This is a genomic window from Tardiphaga sp. 42S5, from assembly GCF_034044155.1.
Taxonomy (GTDB): domain Bacteria; phylum Pseudomonadota; class Alphaproteobacteria; order Rhizobiales; family Xanthobacteraceae; genus Tardiphaga; species Tardiphaga robiniae.
Window position 1 is genome coordinate 2,060,955 of the sequence record NZ_CP139027.1, and the last position, 26,762, is coordinate 2,087,716.

General features: G+C 62.2%; 24 protein-coding genes. 18 read left to right on the top strand and 6 right to left on the bottom strand.

The window, feature by feature from the left end:
* Positions 1-2: 2 nt before the first annotated feature.
* The 5 genes from SFY93_RS09580 (at position 3) to ggt (ending at position 7,453) form a co-directional block, all read left to right on the top strand.
* On the top strand, positions 3-953 hold the full coding sequence (locus tag SFY93_RS09580) for an ABC transporter permease (RefSeq protein WP_320446909.1): 951 nt from the start codon (positions 3-5) through the stop codon (positions 951-953).
* The gene (locus tag SFY93_RS09585) at positions 950-1,840 is read left to right on the top strand and encodes an ABC transporter permease (protein WP_320446910.1); all 891 of its coding nucleotides are present in this window, start codon (positions 950-952) and stop codon (positions 1,838-1,840) included. The genes SFY93_RS09580 and SFY93_RS09585 overlap by 4 nt, the downstream gene beginning before the upstream one ends.
* A complete protein-coding gene (locus SFY93_RS09590; RefSeq protein ID WP_320446911.1) occupies positions 1,837-3,447 on the top strand; it encodes a dipeptide ABC transporter ATP-binding protein in 1,611 nt (536 codons plus the stop codon). Before SFY93_RS09585 ends, SFY93_RS09590 begins: the two co-directional genes overlap by 4 nt.
* A 73-nt stretch (positions 3,448-3,520) precedes the next feature.
* Positions 3,521-5,539 (top strand): primary-amine oxidase, encoded by a 2,019-nt coding sequence (locus tag SFY93_RS09595; RefSeq protein ID WP_320447735.1) that lies wholly within the window; start codon positions 3,521-3,523, stop codon positions 5,537-5,539.
* 336 nt (positions 5,540-5,875) lie between these two features.
* Complete coding sequence (gene ggt, locus SFY93_RS09600) at positions 5,876-7,453, top strand: gamma-glutamyltransferase (protein ID WP_320446912.1); 1,578 nt, start codon at positions 5,876-5,878, stop codon at positions 7,451-7,453.
* A 4-nt stretch (positions 7,454-7,457) separates the two neighbouring features.
* Here the strand turns inward: ggt and SFY93_RS09605 are convergent, their stop codons facing one another.
* Complete coding sequence (locus tag SFY93_RS09605; RefSeq protein WP_320446913.1) at positions 7,458-8,960, bottom strand: sensor histidine kinase; 1,503 nt, start codon at positions 8,958-8,960, stop codon at positions 7,458-7,460.
* Positions 8,961-9,294: 334 nt separating this feature from the next.
* Between SFY93_RS09605 and SFY93_RS09610 the strand changes: the two genes are divergently transcribed.
* Both SFY93_RS09610 and zigA read left to right on the top strand, forming a co-directional pair.
* Positions 9,295-10,443, top strand: coding sequence for a diguanylate cyclase domain-containing protein (locus SFY93_RS09610; protein ID WP_320446914.1), 1,149 nt, complete (start codon positions 9,295-9,297; stop codon positions 10,441-10,443).
* A 179-nt stretch (positions 10,444-10,622) separates the two neighbouring features.
* Complete coding sequence (gene zigA / locus SFY93_RS09615) at positions 10,623-11,834, top strand: zinc metallochaperone GTPase ZigA (protein ID WP_320446915.1); 1,212 nt, start codon at positions 10,623-10,625, stop codon at positions 11,832-11,834.
* Between the two features lie 4 nt (positions 11,835-11,838).
* On the opposite strand, the gene SFY93_RS09620 is transcribed toward zigA, so the two are convergent.
* The 3 genes from SFY93_RS09620 to SFY93_RS09630 are packed head-to-tail and all read right to left on the bottom strand — an operon-like array spanning position 11,839 to position 14,395.
* Positions 11,839-12,540, bottom strand: a complete 702-nt coding sequence (locus SFY93_RS09620; protein ID WP_320446916.1) for a DUF1045 domain-containing protein — start codon at positions 12,538-12,540, stop codon at positions 11,839-11,841.
* A 20-nt stretch (positions 12,541-12,560) separates the two neighbouring features.
* Positions 12,561-13,748: an alpha-D-ribose 1-methylphosphonate 5-triphosphate diphosphatase gene (locus tag SFY93_RS09625; protein WP_320446917.1), complete on the bottom strand. Its 1,188-nt coding sequence runs from the start codon at positions 13,746-13,748 to the stop codon at positions 12,561-12,563.
* Positions 13,745-14,395, bottom strand: coding sequence for an LbetaH domain-containing protein (locus SFY93_RS09630; RefSeq protein ID WP_320446918.1), 651 nt, complete (start codon positions 14,393-14,395; stop codon positions 13,745-13,747). Before SFY93_RS09630 ends, SFY93_RS09625 begins: the two co-directional genes overlap by 4 nt.
* Before the next feature lie 224 nt (positions 14,396-14,619).
* Between SFY93_RS09630 and phnC the strand changes: the two genes are divergently transcribed.
* From phnC to phnE (SFY93_RS09650), 4 genes are all read left to right on the top strand, one after another.
* Complete coding sequence (phnC, locus tag SFY93_RS09635) at positions 14,620-15,429, top strand: phosphonate ABC transporter ATP-binding protein (protein ID WP_231077998.1); 810 nt, start codon at positions 14,620-14,622, stop codon at positions 15,427-15,429.
* A 113-nt stretch (positions 15,430-15,542) separates the two neighbouring features.
* The gene (gene phnD / locus SFY93_RS09640; RefSeq protein WP_320446919.1) at positions 15,543-16,481 is read left to right on the top strand and encodes a phosphonate ABC transporter substrate-binding protein; all 939 of its coding nucleotides are present in this window, start codon (positions 15,543-15,545) and stop codon (positions 16,479-16,481) included.
* Positions 16,482-16,561: 80 nt separating this feature from the next.
* The gene (phnE, locus tag SFY93_RS09645) at positions 16,562-17,446 is read left to right on the top strand and encodes a phosphonate ABC transporter, permease protein PhnE (protein WP_320446920.1); all 885 of its coding nucleotides are present in this window, start codon (positions 16,562-16,564) and stop codon (positions 17,444-17,446) included.
* The gene (gene phnE / locus SFY93_RS09650; RefSeq protein WP_320446921.1) at positions 17,443-18,291 is read left to right on the top strand and encodes a phosphonate ABC transporter, permease protein PhnE; all 849 of its coding nucleotides are present in this window, start codon (positions 17,443-17,445) and stop codon (positions 18,289-18,291) included. Before phnE (SFY93_RS09645) ends, phnE (SFY93_RS09650) begins: the two co-directional genes overlap by 4 nt.
* Here phnE (SFY93_RS09650) and SFY93_RS09655 read toward each other — a convergent pair whose 3' ends face one another.
* On the bottom strand, positions 18,292-18,942 hold the full coding sequence (locus SFY93_RS09655) for a glutathione binding-like protein (RefSeq protein WP_320446922.1): 651 nt from the start codon (positions 18,940-18,942) through the stop codon (positions 18,292-18,294). It lies immediately after the preceding gene.
* A gap of 99 nt (positions 18,943-19,041) precedes the next feature.
* Here SFY93_RS09655 and SFY93_RS09660 point away from each other — a divergent pair, with 99 nt between their 5' ends.
* The 7 genes from SFY93_RS09660 to SFY93_RS09690 all read left to right on the top strand — a co-directional run bounded on the left by SFY93_RS09660 (position 19,042) and on the right by SFY93_RS09690 (position 24,350).
* Entirely contained in the window at positions 19,042-19,704 is a 663-nt protein-coding gene (locus tag SFY93_RS09660) for a TetR/AcrR family transcriptional regulator (protein ID WP_309947460.1), read from the top strand.
* Positions 19,705-19,794: 90 nt separating this feature from the next.
* Entirely contained in the window at positions 19,795-20,160 is a 366-nt protein-coding gene (locus SFY93_RS09665) for a YciI family protein (RefSeq protein WP_315840736.1), read from the top strand.
* The gene (locus tag SFY93_RS09670) at positions 20,157-21,470 is read left to right on the top strand and encodes an RNA polymerase sigma factor (protein ID WP_320446923.1); all 1,314 of its coding nucleotides are present in this window, start codon (positions 20,157-20,159) and stop codon (positions 21,468-21,470) included. Before SFY93_RS09665 ends, SFY93_RS09670 begins: the two co-directional genes overlap by 4 nt.
* A 78-nt stretch (positions 21,471-21,548) precedes the next feature.
* On the top strand, positions 21,549-21,950 hold the full coding sequence (locus SFY93_RS09675; protein ID WP_320446924.1) for a DoxX family protein: 402 nt from the start codon (positions 21,549-21,551) through the stop codon (positions 21,948-21,950).
* A 15-nt stretch (positions 21,951-21,965) separates the two neighbouring features.
* Positions 21,966-22,373: a VOC family protein gene (locus SFY93_RS09680; protein ID WP_068733526.1), complete on the top strand. Its 408-nt coding sequence runs from the start codon at positions 21,966-21,968 to the stop codon at positions 22,371-22,373.
* A gap of 254 nt (positions 22,374-22,627) precedes the next feature.
* Positions 22,628-23,827, top strand: a complete 1,200-nt coding sequence (locus tag SFY93_RS09685; protein ID WP_320446925.1) for a multidrug effflux MFS transporter — start codon at positions 22,628-22,630, stop codon at positions 23,825-23,827.
* Positions 23,828-23,876: 49 nt separating this feature from the next.
* Entirely contained in the window at positions 23,877-24,350 is a 474-nt protein-coding gene (locus tag SFY93_RS09690) for an anthrone oxygenase family protein (RefSeq protein ID WP_320446926.1), read from the top strand.
* 23 nt (positions 24,351-24,373) lie between these two features.
* On the opposite strand, the gene SFY93_RS09695 is transcribed toward SFY93_RS09690, so the two are convergent.
* Positions 24,374-26,620 carry a TonB-dependent siderophore receptor gene (locus SFY93_RS09695; RefSeq protein WP_320446927.1) on the bottom strand — a complete coding sequence of 749 codons (2,247 nt, stop codon included), beginning with the start codon at positions 26,618-26,620 and terminating at the stop codon, positions 24,374-24,376.
* Between the last annotated feature and the right edge of the window lie 142 nt (positions 26,621-26,762).

Genomic DNA, 26,762 nt, shown 5'->3' on the forward strand with positions numbered 1-26,762 from the left:
CGATGGCAGTCGCCGGCGTTCTCCTGAAGCGATCCGTATCGGTCGTCCCCGTGCTTGCGGTGGTTGCGCTGATTGCTTTCCTGCTTTTGCGCTTCTCGTCCGGCGATCCCGTGGCGCAGCTTGCCGGCGATAATGCCGATCCGGCAGCGATCGCCGCGATCCGAGCGCGGCTCGGCCTCGATCAACCATTGCCGGTGCAGTTCCTGCACTGGCTGTGGCGACTTCTTCAGGGTGATCTCGGCATCTCCATCGTCTCAAATCAGCCGGTCTCGACGCTGATCGCGCAGCGCGTCGGTCCGACATTCGCCGTCTCGCTCACCACCATCATTTTCTCGGTGCTTGTCGGCGTGCCGATTGGTGTACTCGCAGCATGGTGTCGCGGCGGCTGGTTCGATCGTTTCGCCATGTGGACCTCGGTGACCGGCTTCGCTGTCCCGACCTTTGCCATCGGTTATTTCTGGATCTATCTGCTGTCAATGCAGCTCGGCCTATTCCCGGTGCAGGGCTATGCATCGCTGTCCCAGGGCGTGGGTCTGTTTCTCTGGCACCTAGCGCTGCCGACGCTGACGCTCAGTCTCGTCTATGTCGCGCTCATCGCCCGTGTCGCACGCACCAGCCTGCTCGAAGTTCTGAACGAGGATTTCGTCCGCACCGCACGCGCCAAGGGCCTGCCGGAGCGCATCGTGGTGTTCAAACATGCGCTGGGAAATGCCGCGGTGCCCATCGTTTCCATCGTCGGTATAGGCGTGGCGCTGCTGATCGGCGGCGTTGTCGTCACCGAGAGCGTGTTCAATCTGCCCGGCCTCGGTCGTCTTACCGTCGACTCGGTTCTGGCGCGTGACTATCCGGTAATCCAGGGCATCATCATGGTGTTCGGCGGCGCCTATGTGGCGATCAATCTGCTGGTCGATATCAGTTACACATTCTTCGATCCGAGGATCAGCGCGCAATGACCGCGACCACCGTTATCGCGCCAGCGTCTTCGCCTGTCGGCGTCTGGACCTTCGTCTCTAAGCTGTTGCGCAACAAGACGATCCTGTTCGGCCTCGGGGTTCTCATCCTGCTTGCGTCGGTAGCGATCTTTGCCAGCGTCTTGTGGACGGTGGATCCGGCTGCGCTCAAGCCGCGGTTGCGACTGCGCCCGCCGAGCGCGGTTAACTGGCTCGGCACCGACAATCTCGGCCGCGATATCTGGAGCCGACTGATCTATGGAAGCCGTGTGTCGCTGATTGTGGGCGCGGTGGTGGCCGTTATCGCGGTTATGGTCGGTAGTGCGCTTGGTCTGATCGCCGGCATGGTGCGCTGGATCGACAATGTGCTGATGCGCATGATGGACGGCATGATGGCGATTCCCGCGATCCTGCTGGCCATCGCGCTGATAGGCGGGCTCGGCGCCAATCTCGTCACCATCTGTATCGCCATCGCCATTCCCGAAATCCCGCGCGTCGCCCGCATGGTGCGCAGCGTCGTCCTGACCGTGCGCGAAGAAGCCTATGTCGAAGCTGCCGTCAGCATGGGCACGCGGCTGCCAGTGCTGGTTATCAGACATATCGTTCCCAATATTCTTGCGCCTCTGATCGTGCAGGCCACCTATATCGCCTCATCGGCGATTTTGATCGAGGCCTCGCTGTCCTTCCTCGGCATCGGCATGCCCGACGAGATTCCGAGCTGGGGCAACATGATGGCCGATGCGCGGCTGTATTTCCAGATCAGGCCCGGCCTGATGCTATTCCCCGGTATCTGCATTGCGCTCGCCGTGCTCGGCATCAATCGGCTTGGCGACGGCCTGCGTGACATGCTCGATCCCCGGTTGGCGCGTTCGGTGGGAGGCGTCAAATGAGCGAGGCCGTCCTGGAAGTCACGGGTCTCACTGTCGGACTAACTCATGATGCCGAGGCACGCCGTATCGTCCGAGATATCAATGTCACCGTGCCGCTTGGGCAGATCGTCTGCGTCGTCGGTGAATCCGGCTCCGGCAAGTCAGTTACGGCTTTCAGTGTCATGGGCCTGCTCCCTGAAGGGCTGAAGCCTGTCGCCGGCTCGATCAAGCTGCTCGGTGAAGAGTTGATCGCGGCCACGGCCGACCGGATGCGTGAACTACGCGGCAGCCGCATGGGCATGATCTTTCAGGAGCCGATGACGGCGCTCAATCCGGTCATGACCGTGCGCGAACAGCTTGCCGAGCTGATCGAATGGCATTCCGAAAAGCGGCATCCCAAGGCCGAAGTCGACAAGCGCGTTCTCGCGGCGCTGGAAGACATGCTGCTGCCCAATGCCGCGCAGATGATGCAGGCCTATCCGCATCAGCTCTCCGGTGGTCAGCGCCAGCGCGTGATGATCGCCATGGCCATGCTGCTCGAACCGATCCTGCTGATCGCCGACGAGCCGACCACAGCGCTCGACGTCACGACGCAGAAGCAGATTCTGGTGCTGATCAAGGATCTGGTGAAACGCAAGAATATCGGCGTGCTCTTCATCACCCACGATTTCGGCGTCGTTGCCGATATTGCCGATCAGGTCGTGGTGATGCAGAAAGGCGTGGTCGTGGAGAGCGGCAGCGCTGATGCAGTCCTCAAGAACCCCGCCCAACCTTACACGCGCCTGCTGATCGATTCCGTGCCCAAAGGCATTCGCATGGCGACCGCGGTGCGGGAGCCGATGCCGTCGGTGCTGGAGGTCAAGGCACTCAAGATGACCTATGGCCATCGCGGTTTCTTCGGCCGGGGCCGGGTGACGCAGGCGGTCAAGGAAGCTGCATTCACTTTGGGCCGCGGCGAAATCCTCGGCGTGGTCGGCGAGTCCGGCTCCGGCAAGTCGACGCTGGCGCGTTGCGTGTCGCGGCTGATGAAGCCGACATCGGGCAAGATCAGCTTGCTAGGCACCGATATCGCGCGCGCATCCAACGAGACGCTGCGTCCGCATCGCCGCTACATTCAGGTCGTGTTTCAGGATCCTTATCGGTCGCTCAATCCGCGCCTCTCGGTCGGACGATCGCTGATCGAAGGAGTCGTCAATTTTGGAGCGACACCCGAAGCGGCGCGCGCGAAGGTCGCGACCTTGCTGGAGCTCGTCGGCATGGACACGCAGATCCTCGATCGCTTTCCGCACGAATTCTCTGGCGGTCAGCGCCAGCGCATCTGCATTGCGCGCGCACTGGCATCCGAGCCGCAGATTCTGATTGCCGATGAAGCTGTCTCGGCGCTCGACGTCACCGTGCAAGCGCAGGTTCTCCAACTGTTCGCCGATCTGCGCAGCCGGCTTGGCCTCGCCATGCTGTTCATCACCCATGATCTCCGCGTTGCCGGTGAGCTGTGCGACCGCATCATGGTGATGAAGTCCGGCGAGATCGTCGAAAGCGGCCCGACCGCCGACATCTTCGACAATCCGCAGCATCCCTACACACAGGCCTTGTTTTCGGCAGCTCCCGGTCGCGAGCGCCTCCAATGAGAGCCCTTAGCTCTCGACGCTTTCCAATCCCTCGCGGCGCCAAGCGCCTTCAGGAGTTCTGCCTATGACGGTCATGACCAAGATCGAGAGCGATGCGACCGTTCAGCCAACGCCTGCGCCAGTGCCGTTCCATCCGCTCAATCCGCTGTCGCTGGATGAAATCGGTGCGGCCTGCGATCTCGTGAAGAGTGATGTCAAGCTATCGGTGCGCGCGCGCTTCCCAATCGTGCGGCTGGAGGAGCCCAGCAAGGCTGATCTGCGCGCCTATGCCAGTGGCACGCCGCTTCCGCGACTCGCCTTCATCGTGGTGCTGGACTCCGCAACCGGCGCATCGACCGAATACATCGTCGATCTCACGGCCAGCAAGATTGTCGATACCAAGTTGCTGCCGAATTCCGAAGCGCCTTACGGCCAGCCGCCGGTGATGATCGGCGAGTTCATGCTGTGCGAGCAGATCGTCAAGTCCGATGAGGGCTGGCGCAATGCCATGCGCCGCCGTGGCATGTCCGACAAGGATATGGAGATGGCGCAGGTCGATCCGTTTTCGTCGGGCTTCTTCGATCGCGATTTCGAGCGTGGCCGCCGCATCGTGCGGGCCGTCACGTTTTTCCGCGAGGACATCAAGGACAATGCCTATGCGCATCCGGTCGAGGGTGTCGTGGCCGTCGTCGATCTGATCCATCAGAAGGTGGTGGATCTGCTCGATGACGAAAAGGTCATTCCGATCCCGAAGAAGAAGCGCAATTACGGCGCCCATGAGAACACCAATCCGCGCACCGACATCAAGCCGCTGAATATCGAGCAGCCGGAAGGGCCGAGCTTCAAGGTCGATGGTTGGAACGTGGAGTGGCAGAAGTGGAGTTTTCGCGTCGGCTTCACGCCGCGCGAGGGTCTGGTGCTTAATCAGCTTGCCTATCAGGACGGCGACAGGAAGCGCTCCATCATCCATCGTGCCAGCGTCACCGAAATGGTGGTGCCTTACGCCGACCCGAGCGCCAATCATTACTGGAAGTCGGCTTTCGATGCCGGCGAATACGGCCTGGGTATGCTGGCCAATGCGTTGGAGCTCGGCTGCGACTGCCTCGGCAACATCCATTATTTCGATATTCCGGCGGCCGATGAGCAGGGCAAGCCGTTCACGATGAAGAATGCGGTCTGCATGCATGAAGAGGATTACGGCATCCTCTGGAAGCACTATGAGTTCCGCAACGGCCTGTTCGAGGTGCGCCGCTCGCGCCGTCTGGTGATCAGCTTCTTCGCGACTGTCGGCAATTACGACTACGGCTTCTACTGGTACCTCTACCAGGACGGCACAATTCAGCTCGAGGCCAAGCTCACCGGCATCATCCAGACGGCGGCGGTGGCGCCCGGCCAGAAATATGCTTGGGGCGGCATGGTCGACGAGAATCTCGGCGGTCCGACGCATCAGCATTTCTTCAATGTCCGCATGCATATGGACCTCGACGGCGGCGGCAACACCGTGACCGAGCATGAATTCGCGCAGCGCCCATGGGGCACGGACAATCCCCATGGCAATGCGTTCGATCTCAAGAGCCGCACGCTGTCGCGCGAGCGCGATGCGGCAGCGATCGCCGACGGCCAAAGCGGCCGTTACTGGAAGGTCACCAACCCGAACAGCAAGAACAGCGTCGGCAATCCCACCGGTTACAAGCTCTCCGTGATGCCGAGCCCGCTGATGCTGGCGCAGGAAGGCAGCTTTGTGCGCGAGCGGGGCGGCTTCGCCACTAGGCATGTCTGGGTCACGGCCTACGATCCCGCCGAAAAATACGCCAGCGGCGATTACCCGAACGTCCATGCCGGCGGCGATGGCCTGCCGCGCTACATCGAGCAGAACCGCAATATCGAGAACACCGACATCGTGTTGTGGCACTCGTTCGGCCACACCCATGTCTGCAAGCCCGAGGATTTTCCGGTGATGCCGGTGGAGTATGCCGGTTTCATGTTGAAGCCGAATGGCTTCTTCACGGCGAATCCGGCGCAGGATATCGCGCCGGAGCGCAACGGCCGCAGCGTTCTGAGCTCCGAAACGCCCACGGGAACTGTCGCCAGCTCGTGCTGCCACAAGTCCTGAGGCCATGACCGGGAGGCACGCATCATGATCTGCTGCCTCCTGGCCCTGCTCGCGGCATTGCCCGGCGTTGCGCTGATCCGGCGCCTGAAGGCCGGTCGTGGGTCACGCGCACATTGCGTTCAAATTTGCACGGCTGGGTTGCGGCGCGATATCGTATTCGCGGTAGCGGCTGCCAGTCTCATTGTTGTCATAATGGCTACCGCACTGCCGATTCACACGCTAAACCACACGCCATCCCCGCGCGCCTGGGGGCCGATCTGCTCGGCGCTCGACCGCATCTCTCCCGCCTCATCGCGCAATCTGCGCTAGGCGGCTTCGTACCGATAGAGGACTCTCATGCGTGATTTCATGGCCGTTGCCCGTTCCGTCGCCGTTGCCGAGCACGGGATGGCCGCGACGTCGCATCCGTTGGCGACGCTGGCTGCAGTGGAAATGCTGAAGTCGGGTGGCAATGCCATCGATGCGGCGCTGGCGGCGGTCGCCGTGCAATGCGTGGTCGACCCGGCTATGACCGGCATCGGCGGCGACTGTTTTGCCCTCTATTCGCCTAAGGGCGGTGCGCCGATTGCGCTGAACGGGTCCGGCCGCACCCCGGCCAAGATCGATTCCGAGAAATATGCGACGTCCGGCGCCCGCGACATTCCCGAGACCTGCGTCGAAACCGTCACGGTGCCGGGCGCCATCGATGCCTGGTGCACGCTCAGCAAGGATCATGGCTCAAAGCCGCTGGCCGATGTGTTTGCCGCTGCCATTGATGCCGCCGAGAACGGCTTCCTCATCACGCCGCGCGTGTCCGCCGACTGGGCCAAATGGCGCCGCAAGCTGGAACTGCATCCCGACGCGACCGCGCAGTACCTGCCGGGCGGCCATGCCCCCGCGGTCGGCGACAAGCGCGTCCAGCCGGCGCTCGCTGCCACGCTGCGCCGGGTCGCGCGCGAGGGCCGCAACGGCTTCTATCAGGGCCAGGTGGCCGACGACATCATCACCACGCTGCGTGCCGTTGGCGGCGTGCACGAGGCCGATGATTTCAATGAGCAGCGCTCCGACTATGTGACACCGATCTCGGCTAATCATCACGGCTATGATGTCGCCGAATGCCCGCCAAACGGCCAGGGACTCGCCGCACTGATGATTCTGCGCGTGCTGGCCGGCTACGACATGGCCAATCTGAGCGATGCCGACCGCATCCATGTGCTTGCCGAGGCGACCAAGGCGGCCTATCGCACGCGCGATGCCTATTTCTGCGATCCTGCTTACGGGCAGGTCGATGTCGAGCGCTTCCTGTCGGACAAATTCATCGGCGACCTCCGCGCCAAGATCGACATGAAGCACGCTTCGCCGGAAGAGCATTGGGACTCGGTCATCCACAAGGACACGGTCTATCTGACCGTGGTCGACCGCGATCTCAACGCCGTGTCACTGATCAATTCGCTGTTCGGCCCGTTCGGCAGCGGCATCTATGCGAAGAAGTCCGGCGTGCTGCTGCACCATCGTGGCTGGAGTTTCCGCGCCAAGCCCGGCCATGTGAATTCGCTTGGCCCGCGCAAGCGTCCGATGCACACGATCATCCCGGGCATGCTGATGAAAAACGGTCGCGCGGTCATGCCATTCGGCGTGATGGGTGGCCATTATCAGGCCACCGGCCATGCCCAGTTCATATCCGATGTGATCGACCGCAAGATGGACATCCAGGCCGCTGCCGAGGCGCCGCGCTCGTTCGCGACCAACAACCTGCTGCAGCTTGAAAAGACCATTCCGGAAGCGGTGCGCAACGATCTGGCCGCCCGCGGCCATACGCTGCAGATGATGGATACCGGCATCGGCGGCTGCCAGGCCATCCAGATCGATTACGAGCGCGGCGTGCTGCTCGGCGCCTCGGACCACCGCAAGGACGGCCTCGCACTCGGCTTCTGATCGATCAGGACAAGGCGCGATGGCGAGCTTCAGGTCCCATCGCGCCGTGACTGACCTGGAACTCGCCGGTCTTCGACACCAGTGAGTTCGGGTTCTCCGGATCCAGCGGCAAGTCCAGTGTGAACCGTGTGCCTTGCCACGGTTCGCTGGCCAGATCGATTTGTCCCTTCAGGGTCGATACGACCAGATTGAAGACGATGTGCAGGCCGAGGCCGGTGCTGCCTTTGTCGCGCCGTGTCGTGAAAAACGGATCGAAAACTTTCGGCAGATCGTCCGGCGGGATGCCTGCGCCATTGTCGGCCACGACGACGCGCATGTTGCCATGGTCCAGTCGCGAGACGGTAAGCTCGATCACGCCGGTGCGGCCATCGGGAAAGCCATGGACCGCGGCATTCAGTGCCAGATTTCGAATAACCTGCGCGAGCGCACCCGGATAGGTGTCGGCCACGATGCCGTCCTCGCATATCACGCGAACCGTGTGGCCGCTGCGGTCGAGCAGCGGCTGCAGCGTACTCATGACTTCGCCGAGCCAGCCACGCATTTCGAACGCGCGGCGTTCCTGGTTGGCTTCGTCAGTCGCGACTTGTTTGAAGCTGTGGACCAGGTCAGCAGCCCGTCGATGATTGTCGAACAGCAGTTTCATGCCTTCGCTGAGCCGCGCGATGCTCTGCGTGAGCGCGGAGCGCCGCACCTGACTGGATTCGATTGTGGCGGTCAGCATCTTCAGCTCGCCTTCGAGAACGGTCGCGGTGGTCAGGGCGACGCCGAGCGGTGTGCTGACTTCATGCGAGACACCGGCGACCAGTTGCCCGAGCGACGCCAGCTTCTCGGCCTGCACCAGTTGCCATTGCGTATTCTGCAGTTCAACCAGCGCGGCAACGGAGCGCTCTTTCTCGTCCTGCAGGGCTTGCGATGTCTGGAACTGGCGCCGCGCCTGAAATTCCCGTGCACCGACCGCATAGAGCGAGAGCACATAGGCAAAGCCGATCTCGAAATTATTGATGAAGCGCAGGCCGTCCGTCAGATAGGTCGCGAAGGTCTGGCAATAGATGAAGCAGGCCCATGTGGTGGTGCAGAAAATCGTCAGGGCCGGCAGGCGAAGCGGCAGGAGCGTCGAGACGAACAGGATCACGATGATCATTCCGGCCGTGGAATGTTCGAAGCCACGGTCGATCAACAGATAGATGATGCTGAGGACGCAGCCCGGCACAACGCAATAGAGGAGATAGATCGGCTCTGCCCAGCGGTGCGCACGCGGCAGAAACAGCGCCGCGGTGAGGGGCAGCAGAACGATGGCGGCGACCGCGGCGCGGATGGCGAATGTCGTGGTCCATGCGAGGGGATCGAGAATCCGGTCCCAGATGGCGAAAGCGCAATAGACGATTGCACCGAGCACCATCGCAGCCTGGGCGCGGCGAAGCTCTCCGAGCGCAAAGCGTCGGACAAAGCTTGCTTCCTGTTCAGGGTTCGCGAAGCGCAGACCGAATTTGATCAACAGGTCTTTCATGAGGCCAGCTGTGCCCGGTCGTCTGCACTTGATCTGCGCCAGAGATCTGGCGGCGGGGCGGGTGGATATTTGGGGGATGTCGTTCGGCTGGTTGCCGGGACGGCTTCATCTACCAGAAATTGGGACGTTTGAAACGCCTAAGGGACCGCTGATGGCGGCAGTACAAGGACGCTGGAAGTGCGGGCGCCAAGGGATACAAGGGGTAGTTAGCGTCGTCGGTGGGCAACCGAGCGGTGCGTTTGGTAACTGCCGGTTAACTCAGTTAGATTTTGAGCGAGTTCGCCGATGAAAATTTCAGACTTTGGCGGTATCGGGTGCTTCGGGGAGAAGCGACGTGGTCAGATTCTGGAAATCAATTTTCGTAGGCGTTCCGGACCATGTCCGGATCGAACTCATCGACATGCTCTTCCAGACGCGCGTGCCGCTCTCGATCGCCGGCTTCACACTGGCCATCGTCTCGTGTCACGTCGCCATTAGTTCTGCAAATCCATGGTTCTACGGGTTGAGTGCAGCCGGAGCGATCGTCACGATCTTCCGGGTGGCCACCGAGGGCGTCTATCACCGCAGTAAAGGTCAACGCAGCTTCACTATCGCCGCAGCCGAGCGATGGGAACGGCTTTACGCGTGGAGCAGCTACGTCTTTGCGGGGTTGATTGGCTTACTTGGCGCGGCGACTTTCTGGGCGAAGAATCCTGCGCATCAACTTCTCGCAACGGCGTTGGTGTTCGGCTACGCGGCCGGCATCGTCTGCCGGATTTCCGTCCGGCCGGGGATCGCATTGCCTGCCTTGATGCTGGTTGCCTTGCCGACGGCATTCTCTGCGCTGGCCCGCGTCGATAGCAATCTGGCTTTCTATGCCGTGATCCTGATCGCGTTCCTGCTCGGCAGCTTCGAGACCGTGCGTTTCATTTATCGGCAGAATATAGAGCAGATCTCGCTCAAGCACGAATTCTCGACCCTCGCGCGGCACGATGCGCTGACGGGCCTGGCCAATCGGCTTGGCTTTCAGGAACGCCTCGCGATCATCGCCGCGCGGGCCAGGGCGACGGGCTGTCTCATCGCCGTTCACAGCGTCGATCTCGATCGGTTCAAGGAGGTTAACGACATGCATGGCCATCCCGTGGGCGACGCGCTGCTGCAGGCAGTCGCGAGCCGGCTCAGCGGAATTTTGCGTGACGGCGATTTCGCGGTGCGCATGGGCGGTGACGAATTCGTCGTTGTGCAATCCGTCGTCGGCAATCGCGAGGAGGCCATGTTGCTAGGCCGCCGCATCATTCGGACGCTCTCGGAGCCGTTCATCATCGATGGTCTTGAGCTCACTGTTGGCGCAAGCGTTGGGATCGCGGTTGGTCGCGACGGCGATGATCCCTCCGATCTCACGCCGGCTGCCGACCGGGCGCTCTATGCATCGAAGGCCAGCGGTCGAAACCGGGTGACGTTTGCCAAGCCCGTCGATGCCGAGACGATGGCACGGGCAGGCTAGCGTCGCCGCAATGAGCGTGGGCTGACCCGCGCCAGATGATTTCCGGCAGATCAAAAAAGCGGACACCGCATCGACGGGCTCGGTGCGAGTGGGTTGACAGGCACTAGATTTGTAATGTTATAACATTACAAATAAGAAGAGCCCGATGTCCCGTACCCTCAAAAGACTGTTCGATCTCGATGCAAAAACTCCCCGTCACAGTCTTGTCCGGCTTCCTCGGGGCTGGAAAGACAACTTTGCTGAACCATGTGCTGAACAACCGTCACGGCCTGAAAGTGGCGGTGATCGTGAACGACATGAGCGAGGTGAACATCGATGCGGACCTGGTTCGCGATGGCGGTGCCAACCTGTCACGGACGGATGAGAAGCTGGTCGAGATGACCAATGGCTGCATCTGCTGCACGCTGCGCGACGATCTGCTCAAGGAAGTGCGGGCGCTCGCCGAAAGCCGGCGGTTCGATTACCTGCTGATCGAATCCACCGGAATTGCAGAGCCGCTGCCGGTGGCCGCGACTTTCGATTTCCGTGACGAGAACGGTGACAGCCTCTCCGATGTGGCACAGCTCGACACCATGGTGACGGTGGTCGATGCGGTGAACCTGTTGAAGGACTATTCCTCCACCGACTTTCTGCAGGACCGCGGCGAGGCCCTCGACGGCGACAAACGCACGCTGGTCGATCTTCTGGTAGAGCAGATCGAATTCGCCGACGTCGTCGTGCTCAACAAGGTCAATGACGCCACGCTCGAGCAATGCAACGGCGCGCGCAAGATCATCTGCGCGCTCAATCCCGACGCCGATATCATCGAGGCGAACTTTGCCAATGTGCCGTTCGACCGCGTGCTCGATACCGGACGATTTGATTTTGAAAAGGCGCAGCAGCATCCACTCTGGCACAAGGAGCTGTACGGCTTTGCCGAGCATGTGCCGGAGACCGAAGAATACGGCGTGACGAATTTCGTCTATCGCGCGCGGCGGCCGTTCGATCCCGTGAAATTTCAGGCCTTCCTGCGCGAGAGCTGGGCCGGCGTGATCCGCAGCAAGGGGCACTTCTGGCTGGCGACGCGCCCGCAATGGGTCGGCGAGCTCAGTCAGGCCGGTGCCATCGTGCGTACCGAAGGCATGGGCTTCTGGTGGGCCAATGTGCCCGCAGATCGCTGGCCGGACGATCCATATTGGCGGCAGTCGCTGAAGAAGAACTGGAACGAGATCTATGGCGATCGCCGGCAGGAGATCGTCTTCATCGGCTCCGGCATGGATGAGAGCGATATCCGCCGCCGGCTCGATGCCTGTCTCGTGACCGGCAAGCCTGGCATGGATGTCGCCGGCTGGTCGAAGCTCGCCGATCCGTTTCCGGCCTGGAAACGGGCCGACGAGATGGCATCCTCGTGACGCGTCAAGTCGCCGTCAGCGGCGCGTGACGCAGCACCTGGAAGCGTGACGTAGCCGATGTCTGGCGGAACAGGCCGATGCGGTCGATCCGCAGCGAGGTGAGATCAAGTGTCGCGAACCGCTGCTGCAGCATCGCCAGTACCGCTGCGCTGCGCTCGGGTGCAAGCCGTCCGGTCAGCGTCATGTGAAAGCGGAAGTCGTCGCGCACATAGGGATAGCCGAAACGATCCAGCTGCTCGACCTGCCGCGGCGTCAGGTTCTCCGGCTTGCGCCGTGCGCGATCCTCCGGCGTCATCGGCGCGCGGAACACCTCGAACCTTTCGACACAGGTTTGTGCCAATGCGGCGAGCTCAGTGGAGGGCGCATTCGGCACGACAGCCGTGAAGCCGCTGATGATACGAACCACAGGTGAGATGTCCGGGATGGCGCGGGGCATTCGCGCGAAGTCATCGAAGGCCGCGATCAGGTCGGTTTCGGTGGCTTCCAGTGTCAGCGAGAACGGTGCCTTCAGCGTGGCGTGAAAGCCGTATTTGCGCGGGTCTTTGATCAGCGCCGGCCAGTCCGGTGCCTGTATGATGAGGTCGCCGGGAACCAGCACGTCATTGCCGGTGAAGGGATCGTAGCCGAGGATTTCGGCGCCGAAGCGGGAGAGGGCACTGTCTGCGTCGGGGGCGTAATAGATCGCGTAGCGCGGGAATTCACTCATGGCCGCACCATAAAGCCGCGTCACGCCGCGGCAATAGCTTTGCGTTGCAGGGCACGCGCCGGCTGAAGCCTTGTGGCATCGGATAGATGCACGAGCCTGCCCTTCACAATGACCGCGACGATGCGCGGCCGCAGCGCGACGCTGTCATCGACAAGCAGGAGATCGGCGCGGCGCCCGCCTGCGATCTCGCCGCGATCGATAAGTCCGGCGGCTTTTGCGGGCGCGGACGAGATCAGTGCCCAGGCCTGCGGCAGTGACAGGATACGATCCTCGACCAGCCGGAATGCGGCCAGCAATTGCGCGGGATAATAATAGTCCGATGCGAGGATCGAGCAGAGGCCCTTGGCGATCATGTCGGACGCCTTGGTCCAGCCGGTATGGCTGCCGCCGCGCACCACATTGGGTGCGCCGAACACGATGAAATCGCCGGCCGCGGCCGCGGCCTTCGCGGTCTCTTCATTGATCGGGAATTCGGCGATATTGACGCCGAGTTTGCGGAAGTCGTTACGCATCGCAGGGGTTGCGTCATCATGCGAAAGCGTCGGCACGCCGGCAGCATTCGCCGCCTTGGCGAGGCGGGCAATCGAGGCAGGCACATCATCGGTGCGCGACAGCACGCGTTCGACCAGTTGATGGAAGGCCTCGCTCGTGAGGCCGGTGCGTTCGACCATCCGCGCGCGCTTCGCCGGCCTCGAGATGCCGGCAATATCCATGTGATCGTTGAAGGCGAGCAGATCGATGCGGCCGGCCTGCAGCCAGCCCAGGATCTCGTCTTCCGCGTCGAGGTTGAACGTCTCCTGCCGCAGATGGAAGCGGGTGTCTGACGCGAGCTGCGGCCGCAGCGTCTCGATGGCATCCAGCAGCTTGCGGGCGTTCTCGGCGCCGCGCAGGCCCGGCTCCCAGGACCACGTGGTGCCATGAAACACTGTGGTGATGCCATTGGCGATGGCCTGCCGGTCGCTGTCGATCAAGGCGACATCGACCGGGAAGTCGACGCCGGGGCGCGGCATCAACTGCCGCTCGAAGGCGTCGCCATGCAAGTCGACGATTCCCGGCAGCACCAGCAGATCGGAGGCATCGAGGCCGAGCGCGCCATGGGGCGCATCCGATCCGATGTCCGCAATCACGCCATCCCCAATCTGCAGCGAAGTCTCGGCGATGTCCTGGCCGAGCAAAGTGCGTCCGCCGTCGATGAAAAGTCCAGTCATGTCACTGCCATCTGCCTGGGCGCCTTGACGCCTTTATACTTGCTCAAGAAATCCTCGACCGGGAGCCTGCGGAAATCCGGTAGCGCCTGTCGTAGCATCTCGTGGTCCCAGTTCCACCAGGCGAGGTCCATCAGCCCGTCTTCCACGGCTTCCGAAAATCGTCGCCGCACCGGCCGCGCCGGATTGCCGGCGACGATCGTATAGGGGGCGACGTTCTTGGTCACGATGGCCCCGGCGGCGATCACCGCGCCGGTGCCGATATTGCGGCCGGGCAGCACGATGGCGCCATGGCCGAGCCACACATCGTGGCCGATAGTGCAATGATGTTCGCGTCGCCAGGCAAAGAAGTCGGCGTCGTCGCTTTCGCCGGGGAAGTACGCACTGGCGCGATAGGTGAAGTGCGCCTGTGTCGCCCGGTGCATCGGGTGATTGCCGGGATTGATCCGGATCATCGCCGCGATCGAGCAGAACTTGCCGATCGTCGTGTAGGTGATCTGGCCGTCATTCACGACATATGAATAGTCGCCCATCGCCACTTCGTTGAGGATCGTGCGCGCGCCAACTTCGGTATAGGCGCCGAGCTCGGTATCGACGAGTTTCGCGGTGGGATCGACCGCTGGCGTGAGCGAGAGTTGTTTTCCGGCCATGTGACGCTCGTGCGACGGAAGAGGAATCGGTGGGTGATATATCAGAATGTGCGCTGGCGCGCGGGCACCTCTTCGGTCGGTTTCGTGACGGTGTCGTGACATCAGCATGAATTCGGACATCCTTTTCCCGCAACGACGATAACCCGTATGCGCAGGGCACATGTCACATCATTGTTAAACGCGGGCGTTACCGGTGGCGATGTCTATTGTCATTGGAGTGCCTCATGCTGGTGGTGGATAAGCTGACGTGCCGTTTCGGCGCCAAGGCTGCCGTCGATAACGCGTCGTTCGAGATCAAGCCCGGCGCATTCGTCGGCGTGATCGGTCGTTCCGGTGCCGGCAAGTCGACCATGCTGCGCATGATCAATCGCCTGTGCGAGCCGACCGAAGGCCGTATCGTATTTGATGGCACCGATGTTACCGCACTCAAGGGCCGCGATCTGCGCAAGTGGCGCGCGCGCTCGGCGATGATCTTCCAGCAGTTCAATCTCGTCGGCCGTCTCGACGTGCTGACCAATGTGCTGATGGGCCGTCTGGCCGAGATGCCGCAGTGGCGCTCGCTGACCCAGATGTGGCCTGAGGACGACCGTGCGCTGGCGATGTCGGCGCTGGAACAGTTCGACATGGCGCAATATGCTTCGCAACGCGCCGATCAGCTCTCCGGCGGTCAGCAGCAGCGTGTCGCCATCGCGCGTGCACTGGTGCAGCAGCCCGACATTATTCTCGCGGATGAGCCGATCGCCTCGCTCGATCCGCGCAACACCCGCATCGTCATGGATGCGCTGCTGCGGATCAACAAGCACTTCGGCATCACCGTGATGTGCAACCTGCATTCGCTCGATCTGGCGCGCACCTATTGCGATCGCCTGATCGGCATGTCCGCCGGCCGCGTCGTGTTCGATGGCGCGCCGTCCGCGCTCACCGAGCATATCGCCCGTGAACTCTACGATCTCGAAGCCGATGAGGTGATGGGATCGGCGCATATGCCGACGCCTGTCCGCGTTCCCGAATACGGTGTTGCTGCCGTCGCGTGATTGCAGTGCGTTGAAAGTATCGCGGTGACGTCATCGTAACGATGGCATCGCCGCGATAGACGCGCCTTCTACCAAGAAAAAACGTTTCACCTCAGATCAAAACAGGGACTGTCATGATCAACCGTCGCTCCATTCTGCTCAGCGCTGCGGCGCTGGCTTTCGCCGCCACCTCGGCCTCGGCCCAGGATTACAAGGCCAAGTATCCGGAACTGACCTTCGCCATCATCCCGGCAGAAAACGCCTCGGGCGTCACCGAGCGCTGGGCGCCCTTCGTCGCTTATCTGTCGAAAGAACTCGGCGTGAAGGTCAATCTGCGCATCGCCAATGACTACGCAGCCGTCATCGAAGGCCAGCGCTCCGGCAACATCCACATCGCCAGCTATGGTTCCGCCTCGTTTGCGCGCGCCCGCCTCACCGGCGTGAAGACCGATGCCTTTGCCAACGACATCAACATCGATGGCTCGACGGGCTATTACTCGGTGTTCTTCGTCAAGGCGAACAGCGCTTACAAAACCATCGATAATCTGAAGGGCAAGAACCTCGGTCTGGTCGATCCGAATTCAACCTCCGGCAACAACGTGCCGCGCTTCGAGCTGGACAAGATGGGCATCTCGGATGCCGACACCTATTTCAGCAAGGTCGTATTCACCGGCAGCCACGAAAATGCGCTGCTGGCGCTGTCGCAGGGCACCGTCGATGTCGCCGCCAACCAGTGGACCAACGACAACGACTCGACGCTGCAGCAGATGCTGACCAAGGGCATGCTGAAGAATGCCGACGGTTCAGCGATGAAGAAGGAAGACTTCCGCATCATCCACAAGTCGGCCCCGATCATCAACGGCCCCTATGCCTATAGCTCGGACCTGCCGGAAGAACTGAAGGTCGCCATCGCCAAGGCCTTCACCGACGCGCCGACCAAGGACAAGGCCGCATTCGACAAGCTGTCGGACGGTCAGAAGAAAGGCTTCCACGCCGCGACCACCAAGGATTGGGACGCCACCATCGACCTGATCAAGTTCGTCGACGCGCTTCGCAAGAAGAAGGCATCCTGATTGCCTGACCATTGAAGGGAGCCGGATCAGCAATGGTCCGGCTCCTTTTCTGTGTTTGATCCCAGACAGGCCCGCACATCATGTCCACCGCCGTTTCCATCCTTCCGGCTCCGCAGCTCGCTGCGCTGAACGATGCCTACCGCAAGGCGGTGGCACGCCGGCGGTTGCGCACGCTGTTCGTTGTGGTGGCTTGCTTTGCAGCGCTGTTCGTCGCGGCGCTGGGCGCCGAGGTTAATCTCAGGACCTTCATCGAGAAGATCGGCAACTTCGGCAGCTATTTCGATCGCATCTTCACGCTCGAAGCCGGCACCCGGGTCTGGACAGACGTCAATGAATGGTTCTGGGGTTGGAAGAAGTGGCTGTCGCTGCTCGGCGAGACCGTGCTGATTAGCTATGTCGGCACGCTGATCGGTGCCGTGCTGGCCTTCGGGCTCAATTTTCTCGCGGCCGAGAACACCGCGCCCTCAGTGCCGCTGCGCTTTGCCGTGCGCCGCTTCATGGAATTCTGCCGGACCGTGCCGGATATCGTGTTCGCGCTGATCTTCGTCATCGCTTTTGGCCTTGGCCCGATGGCCGGCGTGTTGGCCATTGCGATCCACTGCGTTGGGGCGCTCGGCAAGCTCTATGGCGAGATCGTCGAGAATATCGACATGAAGCCGGTGGAAGGAATTCGCTCGACCGGAGCGGGCTGGATCGACTGCATGCGCTTTGCGGTGCTGCCGCAGGTCGCGGCCGGATTTGCGAGCTACACGCTGCTGCGCTTCGAGATCAATGTGCGTGGTGCCTCCGTGATGGGCTTCGTCGGCGCCGGCGGCATCGGCCAGGAACTCGTCGTTGCTGTCAGAAAGTTCTACTATTCCGACGTCAGTGCGATCCTGCTGATGATCATCGTCACGGTCTTCATCATCGACATCGGGACCGGCTGGCTGCGCGGCCGTCTGTTCGGCAAGGAAGCCAGATCATGAGCAGGCAGCCTGACATCAATACCCCCGCATTGCGCGGGCGCTATCCTGATGTCTTCAACCGCCCGATGGCTTCGCGCGCCGGCGTGCCCGCGATCCTGGTCGCGGCGCTGGCATTGTTCATCTTCGGGCTCAATGAACTCGACTTCTCGCCGGCGCGGATGTGGACCGGCCTGCGAGAACTCGGTTGGATCACCATGATGATGATCCCGCCGAATCCCGGTTCGTCGCTGCCTGCCTATCTGCAGGCGATGGGCGAGACGCTGTCGATCGCCTTGCTGGGCACGACTTTGGCCGCGGTGTTCGCGCTGCCGGTCAGTCTGCTAGCGGCACGGAACGTCATTCCGTCCGCGTGGCTTCGCTTTCCGGTCCGGCGTTTTCTGGATTCGATTCGCGGCGTCGATACGCTGATCTGGGCGCTGGTCTGGATCAACGTCGTCGGTCTCGGCCCGTTTGCCGGCGTGCTGGCGATCGCGATTTCGGATTTCGGCGCCTTCGGCAAATTGTTTTCGGAAGCCATTGAAGCCGCCGACAAGAAGCAGGTCGAAGGCATTCGGGCCTCCGGCGGCAGCGCAATGCACGAGATTCGTTTCGGCTTGATGCCGCAGGTTCTGCCTGTCATCGCCGGACAGGTGCTGTATTTCATCGAGTCCAACACCCGCTCCGCCACCATCATCGGCATTGTCGGCGCGGGCGGTATCGGTCTTCAGCTCGCCGAGCAAATCCGCGTGCTGGAATGGCAGAAGGTCTCGTTTCTGATCCTGATGATCCTGGTCGCCGTGGCGGCAATCGACTGGATTTCCAGCCGATTGCGCTTTGCCATCATCGGTCGTCGCGCGGTGGCGTGATCACGCCGCCGCTTTGTGCCGTTCCTGTTCGGCCTTGAACAATTCGAACTCTTCAGTGACCGCGCGCACGATGCTCGGGCGTTCGCGCAGGCGCTTGTGATAGGCCTTGATCGCCGGCCAATTGTTCAGATCGATCTCCGGCAACACCATCGTCCAGTTCAGCACCGTGACAAGATAGGCGTCGGCGACGCTGAACCTGTCGAGCAGGAAGTCGCGTCCGGTGAGATGGTTTTCGAGATAGGTCAGCCGCGACAACCCGCTTTGTAGTGCATAGGCCTTCATCTCCGGGGGCGCCTTCTTGGCCAGCAACGGGACGAACAGCCCCTTGTGCAGTTCCGTGCCGATGAAGCAGAGCCACTGCTGCAGCCGGCTGCGGTCGATGCCCGAACCCGCGGCGATAGGGGACTGCGGAAACCAGTCGGAGACATGCTGCAGGATCGCGGCATTCTCGGTGAGGATGACGCCATCGTCGGTGCGCAGCGTCGGCACCAGCCCGAGCGGATTCACGTCGCGGAAATCCGAACCGTCGTTGCGCACCTCCTTGTTCAGTGGATCGACCTCGAAGAATCGCGCGTCGGCGCCGGCTTCGGCCTCATACAGCGCGATGCGAGTGGCCATCGAACAGGCCATCGGGGAGAAATACAGATCCATGGAAGCCTCCTTGAGATAGCGGACTGTTACGACCTGTCCGCCGGTTGATTTTCGTACCGTCTCGCATAATATAAATTCGGTCAAGGGATTTAATGCGAAATGGTACAAAAAAAGAAAAAGCCCGTCGTCGTGGCGAAGCCGGAGGTGGCCACCGAGCCGAAGCGCCGCGGCAGGCCACGCGCCTACGAGCCCGACGTGGCGATCGGTCAGGCCCTGGCGCTGTTTCGCAAAGGCGGTTATGCGGCGACGTCGCTCGACGATCTCAGCGAAGTGACCGGCATGAACCGGCCGTCGCTCTACGGCGCCTTCGGCGACAAGCGCGCGCTCTATATCAAGAGCTACCAGCGCTATCGCGACGACTACACCGTCCGGGTCATCGCGATCTTCAAGGCCGATATCGACATCCGGGAGCGGCTGCGCCGGTTCTTCGATGCGGCACTCGACATCTACACCACAGGCGATACCGCGCCGCGCGGCTGTTTTGCTGTCATGACGGTGGCGTCCGACGCTATCGCCGATCCGGAGATTGGCGCGATGATGCGCGAAAATTTTGTCGAGCTCGATGACGCCTTTGGCTGGTGTTTCAAGACCGCCGTCGCGCGCGGCGAATTGCCGGAGACGATCGATGTTCCCACGCTGTCGCAGATGGCGTCTGCGATACTGAATATGCTCTCGATCCGGTCCCGTGCCGGTGTTCCGCGCGCAGAGCTGGAGGCGTTCCTGCAGAAGGCGGTCGGCCTGTTATGCCGGTCCTCCGCATGACGTGTTCCACGTCGCCGCGCTCCCAACAATAATTTCCGCTAACCTGTCGGGATCGCACGATGCCGACCGTCTTTCATCCAAGGAGACTCCATGCTTTACGCCATCCTCTGCTACCATGATGAAGCCGTTGTCGGCGGCTGGTCGAAGGACGAAGACGACGCCGTGATGGCGAAGCTTGCCGTTGTGCACGGCAAGCTCGCGCAGCAGGGCCGGCTCGGTCCCGTTGCGCGACTGCTGCCGACCACCGCGGCGACAACGCTGCGCAAGGACGAGCCGCCGGTGGTGCTGGACGGCCCCTTCGCTGAAACCAAGGAACAGTTGCTCGGCTTCTATGTGGTCGAGGCAGAAAATCTCGACGGCGCGCTGGAGATTGCCGGGGAACTCGGCCGCGCCAATCCCGGCGGCGCCTATGAAATTCGCCCGATCGGCGTCTTCCACGGAGCGTTCCAGCCATGACTGATGTCGCCTGGATCGATGCGGCGCTGACCTCGGCGCGTCCCCAGGCGCTTGGCGCGCTGCTGCGCTATTTCCGTAACCTCGACACCGCGGAGGAGGCGTTCCAGAACGCCTGCCTGCGCGCGCTGAAGACTTGGCCGCAAAATGGCCCGCCGCGCGATGCCGCGGCCTGGCTGATCATGGTCGGTCGCAACGTGGCTATCGACGATATCCGCCGTGGGGCGAAACAGCAGCCGTTGCCGGAGGACGACCACGCGATATCCGATCTGGACGATGCCGAGAGCGAGCTCGCCGAGCGCCTCGATGGATCGCATTATCGCGACGATATCCTGCGGCTGTTGTTCATCTGCTGCCATCCGCAGCTCCCCGCGACGCAGCAGATCGCACTGGCACTGCGGATCGTCTCGGGCCTGACGGTGAAGCAGATCGCCCGCGCCTTTCTTGTCTCGGACGCTGCGATGGAACAGCGCATCACCCGCGCCAAATCTGCCGTGGCCAAGGCCAATGTGCCGTTCGAGACGCCAGGCGCGCCGGAACGCAGCGAGCGTCTCGCGGCCGTGGCCGCCATGCTCTATCTGATCTTCAACGAGGGCTATTCGGCGTCAGGCGAGAGCATCGATCTGCGCGCGCCATTATGCGAGGAGGCGATCCGCCTGGGACGGCTGCTGCTCAAGCTGTTTCCGGCTGAGCCGGAGATCATGGGCCTCGCAGCGCTCATGCTGCTGCAATATGCCCGTTCGGCGGCGCGCTTCGATGCCAATGGCGCGCTGGTGTTGCTCGACGATCAGGACCGCACGCTGTGGAACGGCAAGATGATCGCCGAAGGCTTGGCGTTGATCGACAAGGCGATGCGCCATCGCCGCACCGGCGCCTATCAGATCCAGGCGGCCATTGCCGCGTTGCATGCGCGTGCGGCCAAGCCGGAACACACCGACTGGGCACAGATCGACCTGCTTTATGGCTCGCTGGAAATTCTGCAGCCGTCGCCGGTGATCACGCTCAACCGCTCGGTGGCGGTCTCGAAAGTGCGCGGTCCCGAAGCGGCGCTGGAGATGATCGCGCCATTGGCCGCAAAGCTCTCGAACTATTTCCACTTTTTCGGCGTGCAAGGCGCATATCTGATGCAACTCGGCCGCAACGATGAAGCGCGGGAAAGCTTCAACCGCGCCATCGCTTTGGCTAATACCTCGACGGAGGCGGATCACATCCGGATGCATCTCGACCGGCTGATGCTGGAGAGCAAGCCGCGGGCGAAGGTTGCGACCAAGGCCAAGAATCAGGCGAAGAACAAGGCGGCTGCTCCAAAATAATTTCATAGCGGTGTCGGATTGCGTCGATGCCGCTCGTCTTTGAGACATCGGCAGCTATTCGAACCGCAGGACCATTTCATGCCCGTTTCCCGTACCGCGCTCTGGATCGGCCGCATTCTCAGCGGCCTCGTCATTCTCTTTCTCGTGATGGATGGTGGCATCAAGCTGGTGCCGATCAAGGAGGTTACCGAGACCATGCAGCAGCTCGGCTATAGCGGCAGTATGGCGCAGGCGCGCGGCCTTGGCGTTCTCACGCTGCTCTGCGCATTGCTGTACGCGATCCCGCGCACGTCCGTTTTCGGCGCCATTCTGCTCACCTGGCTTCTCGGCGGCGCGATGGCGACGCATCTGCGTGTCGACAGCCCGCTGTTCACGCATCTGTTGTTTGGCCTTTACATCGGCGTGATGGCATGGGGTGGGCTGTACCTGCGCGATCCCGCCATGCGCGCGATGATCCCGATCCGAAACCAGAGTTTTTAACAGGAGGAAAGAGCGATGCAGGTCAATCCCTATCTTCACTACAACGGCAATTGCGAAGAGGCCCTCAATTTCTATGTGAAGGCGATCGGGGCCAAGATCGACGTCATCATGCATGTGGAAGGCTCGCCCGCGGCGGAACAGATGCCACCGTCGATGGCCAAGAAGGTTCTGCATGGCCAGATCTCGGTCGATGGCGAGGTCATCATGGCCTCGGACGCGCCGCCGGATTATTTCGAGAAGATGCAGGGCATGTCGGTCTGTCTGCAGATCCAGGATCCTGCAGATGGCGCCAAGGTCTTCGCGGCATTGTCCGAGGGCGGCACCATCAAGATGCCGTTCGGCGCCACGTTCTGGTCAAAGGGATTTGGTATGTGTGTCGACAAATTCGGTGCGCCCTGGATGATCAACTGCGCGATGGAGTGATTGGGCAACGTACGCTCTTTCTAACCTCTCCCCGCACTTGCGCGGGGAGAGGTCGCCGCGTCTTCGCGGCGGGTGAGGGGCGGGGCGCGATGCCAACCGCTTGATTGGCGTGTAGAGCTCGCTTCCGCTACAAGGCGCCCCGTCAGATCATTGGTGTTGTGAGAGGCTGTGCCTTGCTCCTCATCCCAGCCGGCGTGTCATGATCAGCGATCGAAGATGCGTCGCGGCCACGTTGAACAAGAAAAGAAAATCCCATGTCCGCCTTTACCCGCAACGCCGTCGTGCTCGGCCTGCTCTCCGCCGTCGGTCCCTTCGCCATCGACATGTATCTGCCGGCGCTGCCGGCGATCACCGCCGATTTGCACACCACGACCTCGGCAACGCAGATGACGCTGATTGCGTTCTTCATCGCCTTCGGCCTGTGCCAGATCGCCTATGGTCCGCTATCCGACGTCTATGGCCGCAAGGCGCCGCTCTATGCGGGTCTGACGCTGTTCATCGCCGGGTCGATTGGTTGCGCGCTGGCGCCGGGTGTGGCGTGGCTGATCGCGTTCCGTTTCGTCCAGGGACTCGGCGCCGCCGCCATGGGCGTGATCCCGCGCGCCATCATTCGCGATCTGCACACCGGCCCTGAGGCGACGAAACTCATGGCGCTGGTGATGCTGGTATTCTCGGTATCGCCGATCCTCGCGCCGCTCGGCGGCAGCGCGTTGATCGTGCCGTTCGGCTGGCGTGCGGTGTTCGTCGCAACGACCATCGCAGCTGTCATTGCCCTTGTGCTGGTGGCCTCGTTGCTGCCGGAGACGCGCCCCGCGCATGAGCGCATCTCGGGCAGTGTGCGCAATGTGCTCGGCAGCTTCGGCGAGCTGCTGCGCGACTGGCACTTTCTCGGACTCACCTTCATCGGTGGCCTCGGCATGGCGAGTTTCTTCGCGTTCCTGGCGACATCGTCCTTTGTCTATATCGGTCACTACGGCCTGACGCCGACGCAATACAGCCTGGCCTTCTCGGTCAACGCCATCGGCTTCATCGGCGCCTCTCAATTCGCTGGCTATCTCGGTGGCCGCTTCGGCATGGGCCGCGTGGTGATGGCGGCGGTGTCGGCCTATGCGTTTTTCGCAGTCGTGCTGTTGGCGCTGACACTGGCCGGCTTCAGCAGTCTTGCCGTGCTGATCCCGCTGCTGTTCGTGTCCTTCGCCTTCCTCGGTCTGGTGATCCCGTCCACCATGGTGCTGTCGCTGGAGAATCATGGCCCCATCGCGGGCATCGCATCGGCGCTGGGCGGTACGCTGCAGATGGTCAGTGGCGGCGTGATGATCGGCGTGTCCGGGCTGTTCTTCGATGGCACCTCGCTGCCGATGGTTGCGACCATCGCCTGCACGGCGGTTGGTGCGCTTGCCGTCAGTATCGCCACGCTGCGCCCGCGCGAACTTTCGCCGCAGCTCGCGGAGTAGTAAAACTGCTAGGCTGAGCACCGACAGGGTCGAGGTGAGGATGGGACGAATGTCGTTCGGCCTGACATTTGCGGCAGCAATAGGCTCCGGCTTGATGGCCGGGCTGTTCTTCGTATTCTCGGTCACGGTGATGACCGCGCTCGGCAAGCTGCCGGCGCCGGCCGGTATTGCCGCGATGCAGTCGATCAACAGCACGATCCTCAGTCCGCTGTTCCTCACCGCTTTCATGGGCACGGTGCTGCTCAGCGTCCTCATCGCCGTGATCGCGGTGCTGAACTGGTCGCATCCGGCGTCACCCTATCTCGTCACGGGTGCGCTGCTCTATACCGTCGGTACCTTCCTCGTCACCGTTGTCTTCAACGTGCCACTGAACGACGCGCTCGCTGCCGCGCCTGCCGACAGCGCCGAGACTGCAAGTCTGTGGACGCGCTATCTGTCGGTCTGGACCGGCTGGAACCACGTGCGCACGGCGGCATCCACCGGCGCGCTGGCCTTTTTTATGCTGGGTCTGCGCGTTCTCTAGTGCAGACCTGCTGCCTCGTTGCCTCAGAACCGATACGTCGCGGTGCTGAGCAGCGTGCGGCCCATGCCGTAGAAGCAGTCGCCGAACGAGAGACAGGTGGCGATGTTGCGGGTGTCGGCAATATTGGTCGCATTGAACTGCAGCCGCCACGGGCCGTTGTCCCAGCGCACCATGGCATCGAACAGCGTGTAGTCCGGCGTGCGCAGCACGTCGATGCCGTCCCAGGATTCGCCGATGTAACGCACGCCGGCGCCGACGGTGACCTCAGGCAGGCCGAGCGAGGCCAGGCGATATTTGCCCCACAATGAGGCCTGCTGCTGCGGCACGCTGGCGACGCGCTTGCCGGCATTGTCGCCGGACTCGATCCGCGCGTCGGTATAGGCATAGGCGCCGATCAGGTCGAGATTGGGTGTGACGCTGGTCAGCACTTCCAGCTCAAGGCCCTTGATCCGCACCTGGCCGGTCTGGATCGAGAAGACGCCGGGTCCGGAGGACAGCCGGTTGCGCTCGGTGGTGTCGTAGATCGCCGCATTGATCGCGGTGCCGGCAAACGGATTGTACTTGAAGCCGACCTCGAACTGCTCGCCGCGCACCGGCTTGCAGAACCCGCTTTCGCAGGTGTTGGCGCCGAATACCGGGTTGAACGATTGCGCCCAGGACACATAGGGCGTCACGCCGAACGGCAGTTCGTACATCAGCGCAGCGCGGCCGGTGGTGGCCCTGTCGTTCTGGGTGGGCAGTCCCTCGACACTATAGCTGACATAGTCCTGCCGCACGCCGAGCAGCGCCAGCCACGGGCCCAGCCGCATCTGGTCCTGGGCATAGAAGCCGGTCTGGCCCTGCTGTGCCTGGGGATCGTCGGTCAGCGACGCCGAGAAACTGCTATAGACCGGCGCATACAGATCGAATGGCCGCGGATCGAGGCCGCTGCCGCTGCGGGTTTTCTCGTGCAGGCCGAGATAGTCGATGCCCACCAGCACCTTGTGCGACACCGCGCCAGTCTGCAGTTTGATTTCGGCATTGCTGTCGGAGGTGAAGGCGTCCTTCGCGGCCTGACGGGCATAATAGATCCGCTGCACGGTACGCCGGCCGGCGTCGAGGAATGGATTGGTGGGGTTGGAATACAGATCCGGATACATGATGGCGTAATCGCCGTCGGTGTGGCTGTAGCGGAAGCTCTGCTTGATCTTCAGCACATCGCCGAAGCTTTGCTCGTAGAGGCTGGTGACGCCGCCGGTGGTGATGTTGTAGCGATCGTAATTCGGCTCGCCGGCGAAGCGGTTGACCGGGATGAAGCCGTTGGGGCCGGGCTTCAGCACGCCTTCGATGGGCAGGAAGGCGCTGAACGAGCTGGAGCTGTCCTTCTGGTAGTTGCCGAGCACGGTCCAGGAGATGTCATTGGTCGGGCGCCAGGTTAGCGACGGCGCCAGCAGGATGCGGTCGTTCGGCACGTAGTCGACCTGCGAGTTGGAGTCGCGCAGCACGCCGACGAAGCGATACAGCCACTCGCCGTCCTTGGTCAGCTTGCCGGTGGAGTCCATCTGCAATTGCTTGCGGTCGAAGGAACCATACTGCACGCCGATCTCGTTACGGGATTCGGCCTGCGGGCGCTTCGATACTTCGTTGAGCACGCCGCCGGTGGACGAACCGCCATACAGCACCGACGATGGCCCGCGCAGCACCTCGATGCGCTCCAGCGCGTAGGGATCGCGGCGCCATTCCAGTACCTGGCTGAGCCGCGAGCCCTGCATGCCGTCGAGATAGCGGCTCGGCTCCTGGCCGCGGATCAATGTGTAGTCGCCGCGGGCATCGCCGCCGAACGGATCGGCGGTCACGCCGGGCACATAGCGCAGGGTTTCCTGGACAGACAGGCCGCCTTGGTCGGTGATGCGATCGGCGGTCACGACCGAGATCGACTGCGGCGTTTCGCGGAGTGGCGTGTCGGTCTTGGTGCCGCCCATGCCGCGATTGGCGAGATAGCCCTGCACTGGGCCGGTGGCAGTTTCCGCGCGAACCCCGGCAGCCGCGGTGGCAGCCGCAACCGGCGCATTGTTGCGTGCCGCAGCCTGGCGCGTTGCACGCGCGCGTGCGGTCGATGGGCGGGTCGCGCGCGCACGCGCGGCCGGTCGAACGGGTTGATCCACCACTACGGCCGGCAATGCCGTGCTGCCTTGCGGCGATTGCGCCTGCGATGGCGTCGTGATCAGCGCCAGCATCGGCAGTGCCGTTCCGACCAGCCATCCCAGATGTGTGGAAGATTTGAATGTCATTTGCCCGCACCCCATTACCAAGTGATGCAGGCGACTTATCACGCAGCGACGCAGCCGAAAGACGTCCGGGGCGTCATACAATTAGTCTGGAATTAGTATCTCTCTAAGTTGGCAAAGCTGCGCGATCGAATCGGCAGTCGTG

What these genes read in the sequence shown, in the direction of transcription:
- SFY93_RS09680 (WP_068733526.1), top strand. Translation starts at nt 21,966, where the DNA reads ATGCAGGTCAATCCCTATCTTCACTACAACGGCAATTGCGAAGAGGCC.
- SFY93_RS09595 (WP_320447735.1), top strand. Translation starts at nt 3,521, where the DNA reads ATGACCAAGATCGAGAGCGATGCGACCGTTCAGCCAACGCCTGCGCCA.
- SFY93_RS09620 (WP_320446916.1), bottom strand. Translation starts at nt 12,540, where the DNA reads ATGAGTGAATTCCCGCGCTACGCGATCTATTACGCCCCCGACGCAGAC.
- SFY93_RS09585 (WP_320446910.1), top strand. Translation starts at nt 950, where the DNA reads ATGACCGCGACCACCGTTATCGCGCCAGCGTCTTCGCCTGTCGGCGTC.
- SFY93_RS09605 (WP_320446913.1), bottom strand. Translation starts at nt 8,960, where the DNA reads ATGAAAGACCTGTTGATCAAATTCGGTCTGCGCTTCGCGAACCCTGAA.
- zigA (WP_320446915.1), top strand. Translation starts at nt 10,623, where the DNA reads ATGCAAAAACTCCCCGTCACAGTCTTGTCCGGCTTCCTCGGGGCTGGA.
- SFY93_RS09690 (WP_320446926.1), top strand. Translation starts at nt 23,877, where the DNA reads ATGTCGTTCGGCCTGACATTTGCGGCAGCAATAGGCTCCGGCTTGATG.
- SFY93_RS09695 (WP_320446927.1), bottom strand. Translation starts at nt 26,620, where the DNA reads ATGACATTCAAATCTTCCACACATCTGGGATGGCTGGTCGGAACGGCA.
- phnE (WP_320446921.1), top strand. Translation starts at nt 17,443, where the DNA reads ATGAGCAGGCAGCCTGACATCAATACCCCCGCATTGCGCGGGCGCTAT.
- phnD (WP_320446919.1), top strand. Translation starts at nt 15,543, where the DNA reads ATGATCAACCGTCGCTCCATTCTGCTCAGCGCTGCGGCGCTGGCTTTC.
- ggt (WP_320446912.1), top strand. Translation starts at nt 5,876, where the DNA reads ATGCGTGATTTCATGGCCGTTGCCCGTTCCGTCGCCGTTGCCGAGCAC.
- SFY93_RS09670 (WP_320446923.1), top strand. Translation starts at nt 20,157, where the DNA reads ATGACTGATGTCGCCTGGATCGATGCGGCGCTGACCTCGGCGCGTCCC.
- SFY93_RS09675 (WP_320446924.1), top strand. Translation starts at nt 21,549, where the DNA reads ATGCCCGTTTCCCGTACCGCGCTCTGGATCGGCCGCATTCTCAGCGGC.
- SFY93_RS09665 (WP_315840736.1), top strand. Translation starts at nt 19,795, where the DNA reads ATGCTTTACGCCATCCTCTGCTACCATGATGAAGCCGTTGTCGGCGGC.
- SFY93_RS09660 (WP_309947460.1), top strand. Translation starts at nt 19,042, where the DNA reads ATGGTACAAAAAAAGAAAAAGCCCGTCGTCGTGGCGAAGCCGGAGGTG.
- SFY93_RS09590 (WP_320446911.1), top strand. Translation starts at nt 1,837, where the DNA reads ATGAGCGAGGCCGTCCTGGAAGTCACGGGTCTCACTGTCGGACTAACT.
- SFY93_RS09580 (WP_320446909.1), top strand. Translation starts at nt 3, where the DNA reads ATGGCAGTCGCCGGCGTTCTCCTGAAGCGATCCGTATCGGTCGTCCCC.
- SFY93_RS09625 (WP_320446917.1), bottom strand. Translation starts at nt 13,748, where the DNA reads ATGACTGGACTTTTCATCGACGGCGGACGCACTTTGCTCGGCCAGGAC.
- SFY93_RS09685 (WP_320446925.1), top strand. Translation starts at nt 22,628, where the DNA reads ATGTCCGCCTTTACCCGCAACGCCGTCGTGCTCGGCCTGCTCTCCGCC.
- SFY93_RS09655 (WP_320446922.1), bottom strand. Translation starts at nt 18,942, where the DNA reads ATGGATCTGTATTTCTCCCCGATGGCCTGTTCGATGGCCACTCGCATC.
- SFY93_RS09630 (WP_320446918.1), bottom strand. Translation starts at nt 14,395, where the DNA reads ATGGCCGGAAAACAACTCTCGCTCACGCCAGCGGTCGATCCCACCGCG.
- phnC (WP_231077998.1), top strand. Translation starts at nt 14,620, where the DNA reads ATGCTGGTGGTGGATAAGCTGACGTGCCGTTTCGGCGCCAAGGCTGCC.
- phnE (WP_320446920.1), top strand. Translation starts at nt 16,562, where the DNA reads ATGTCCACCGCCGTTTCCATCCTTCCGGCTCCGCAGCTCGCTGCGCTG.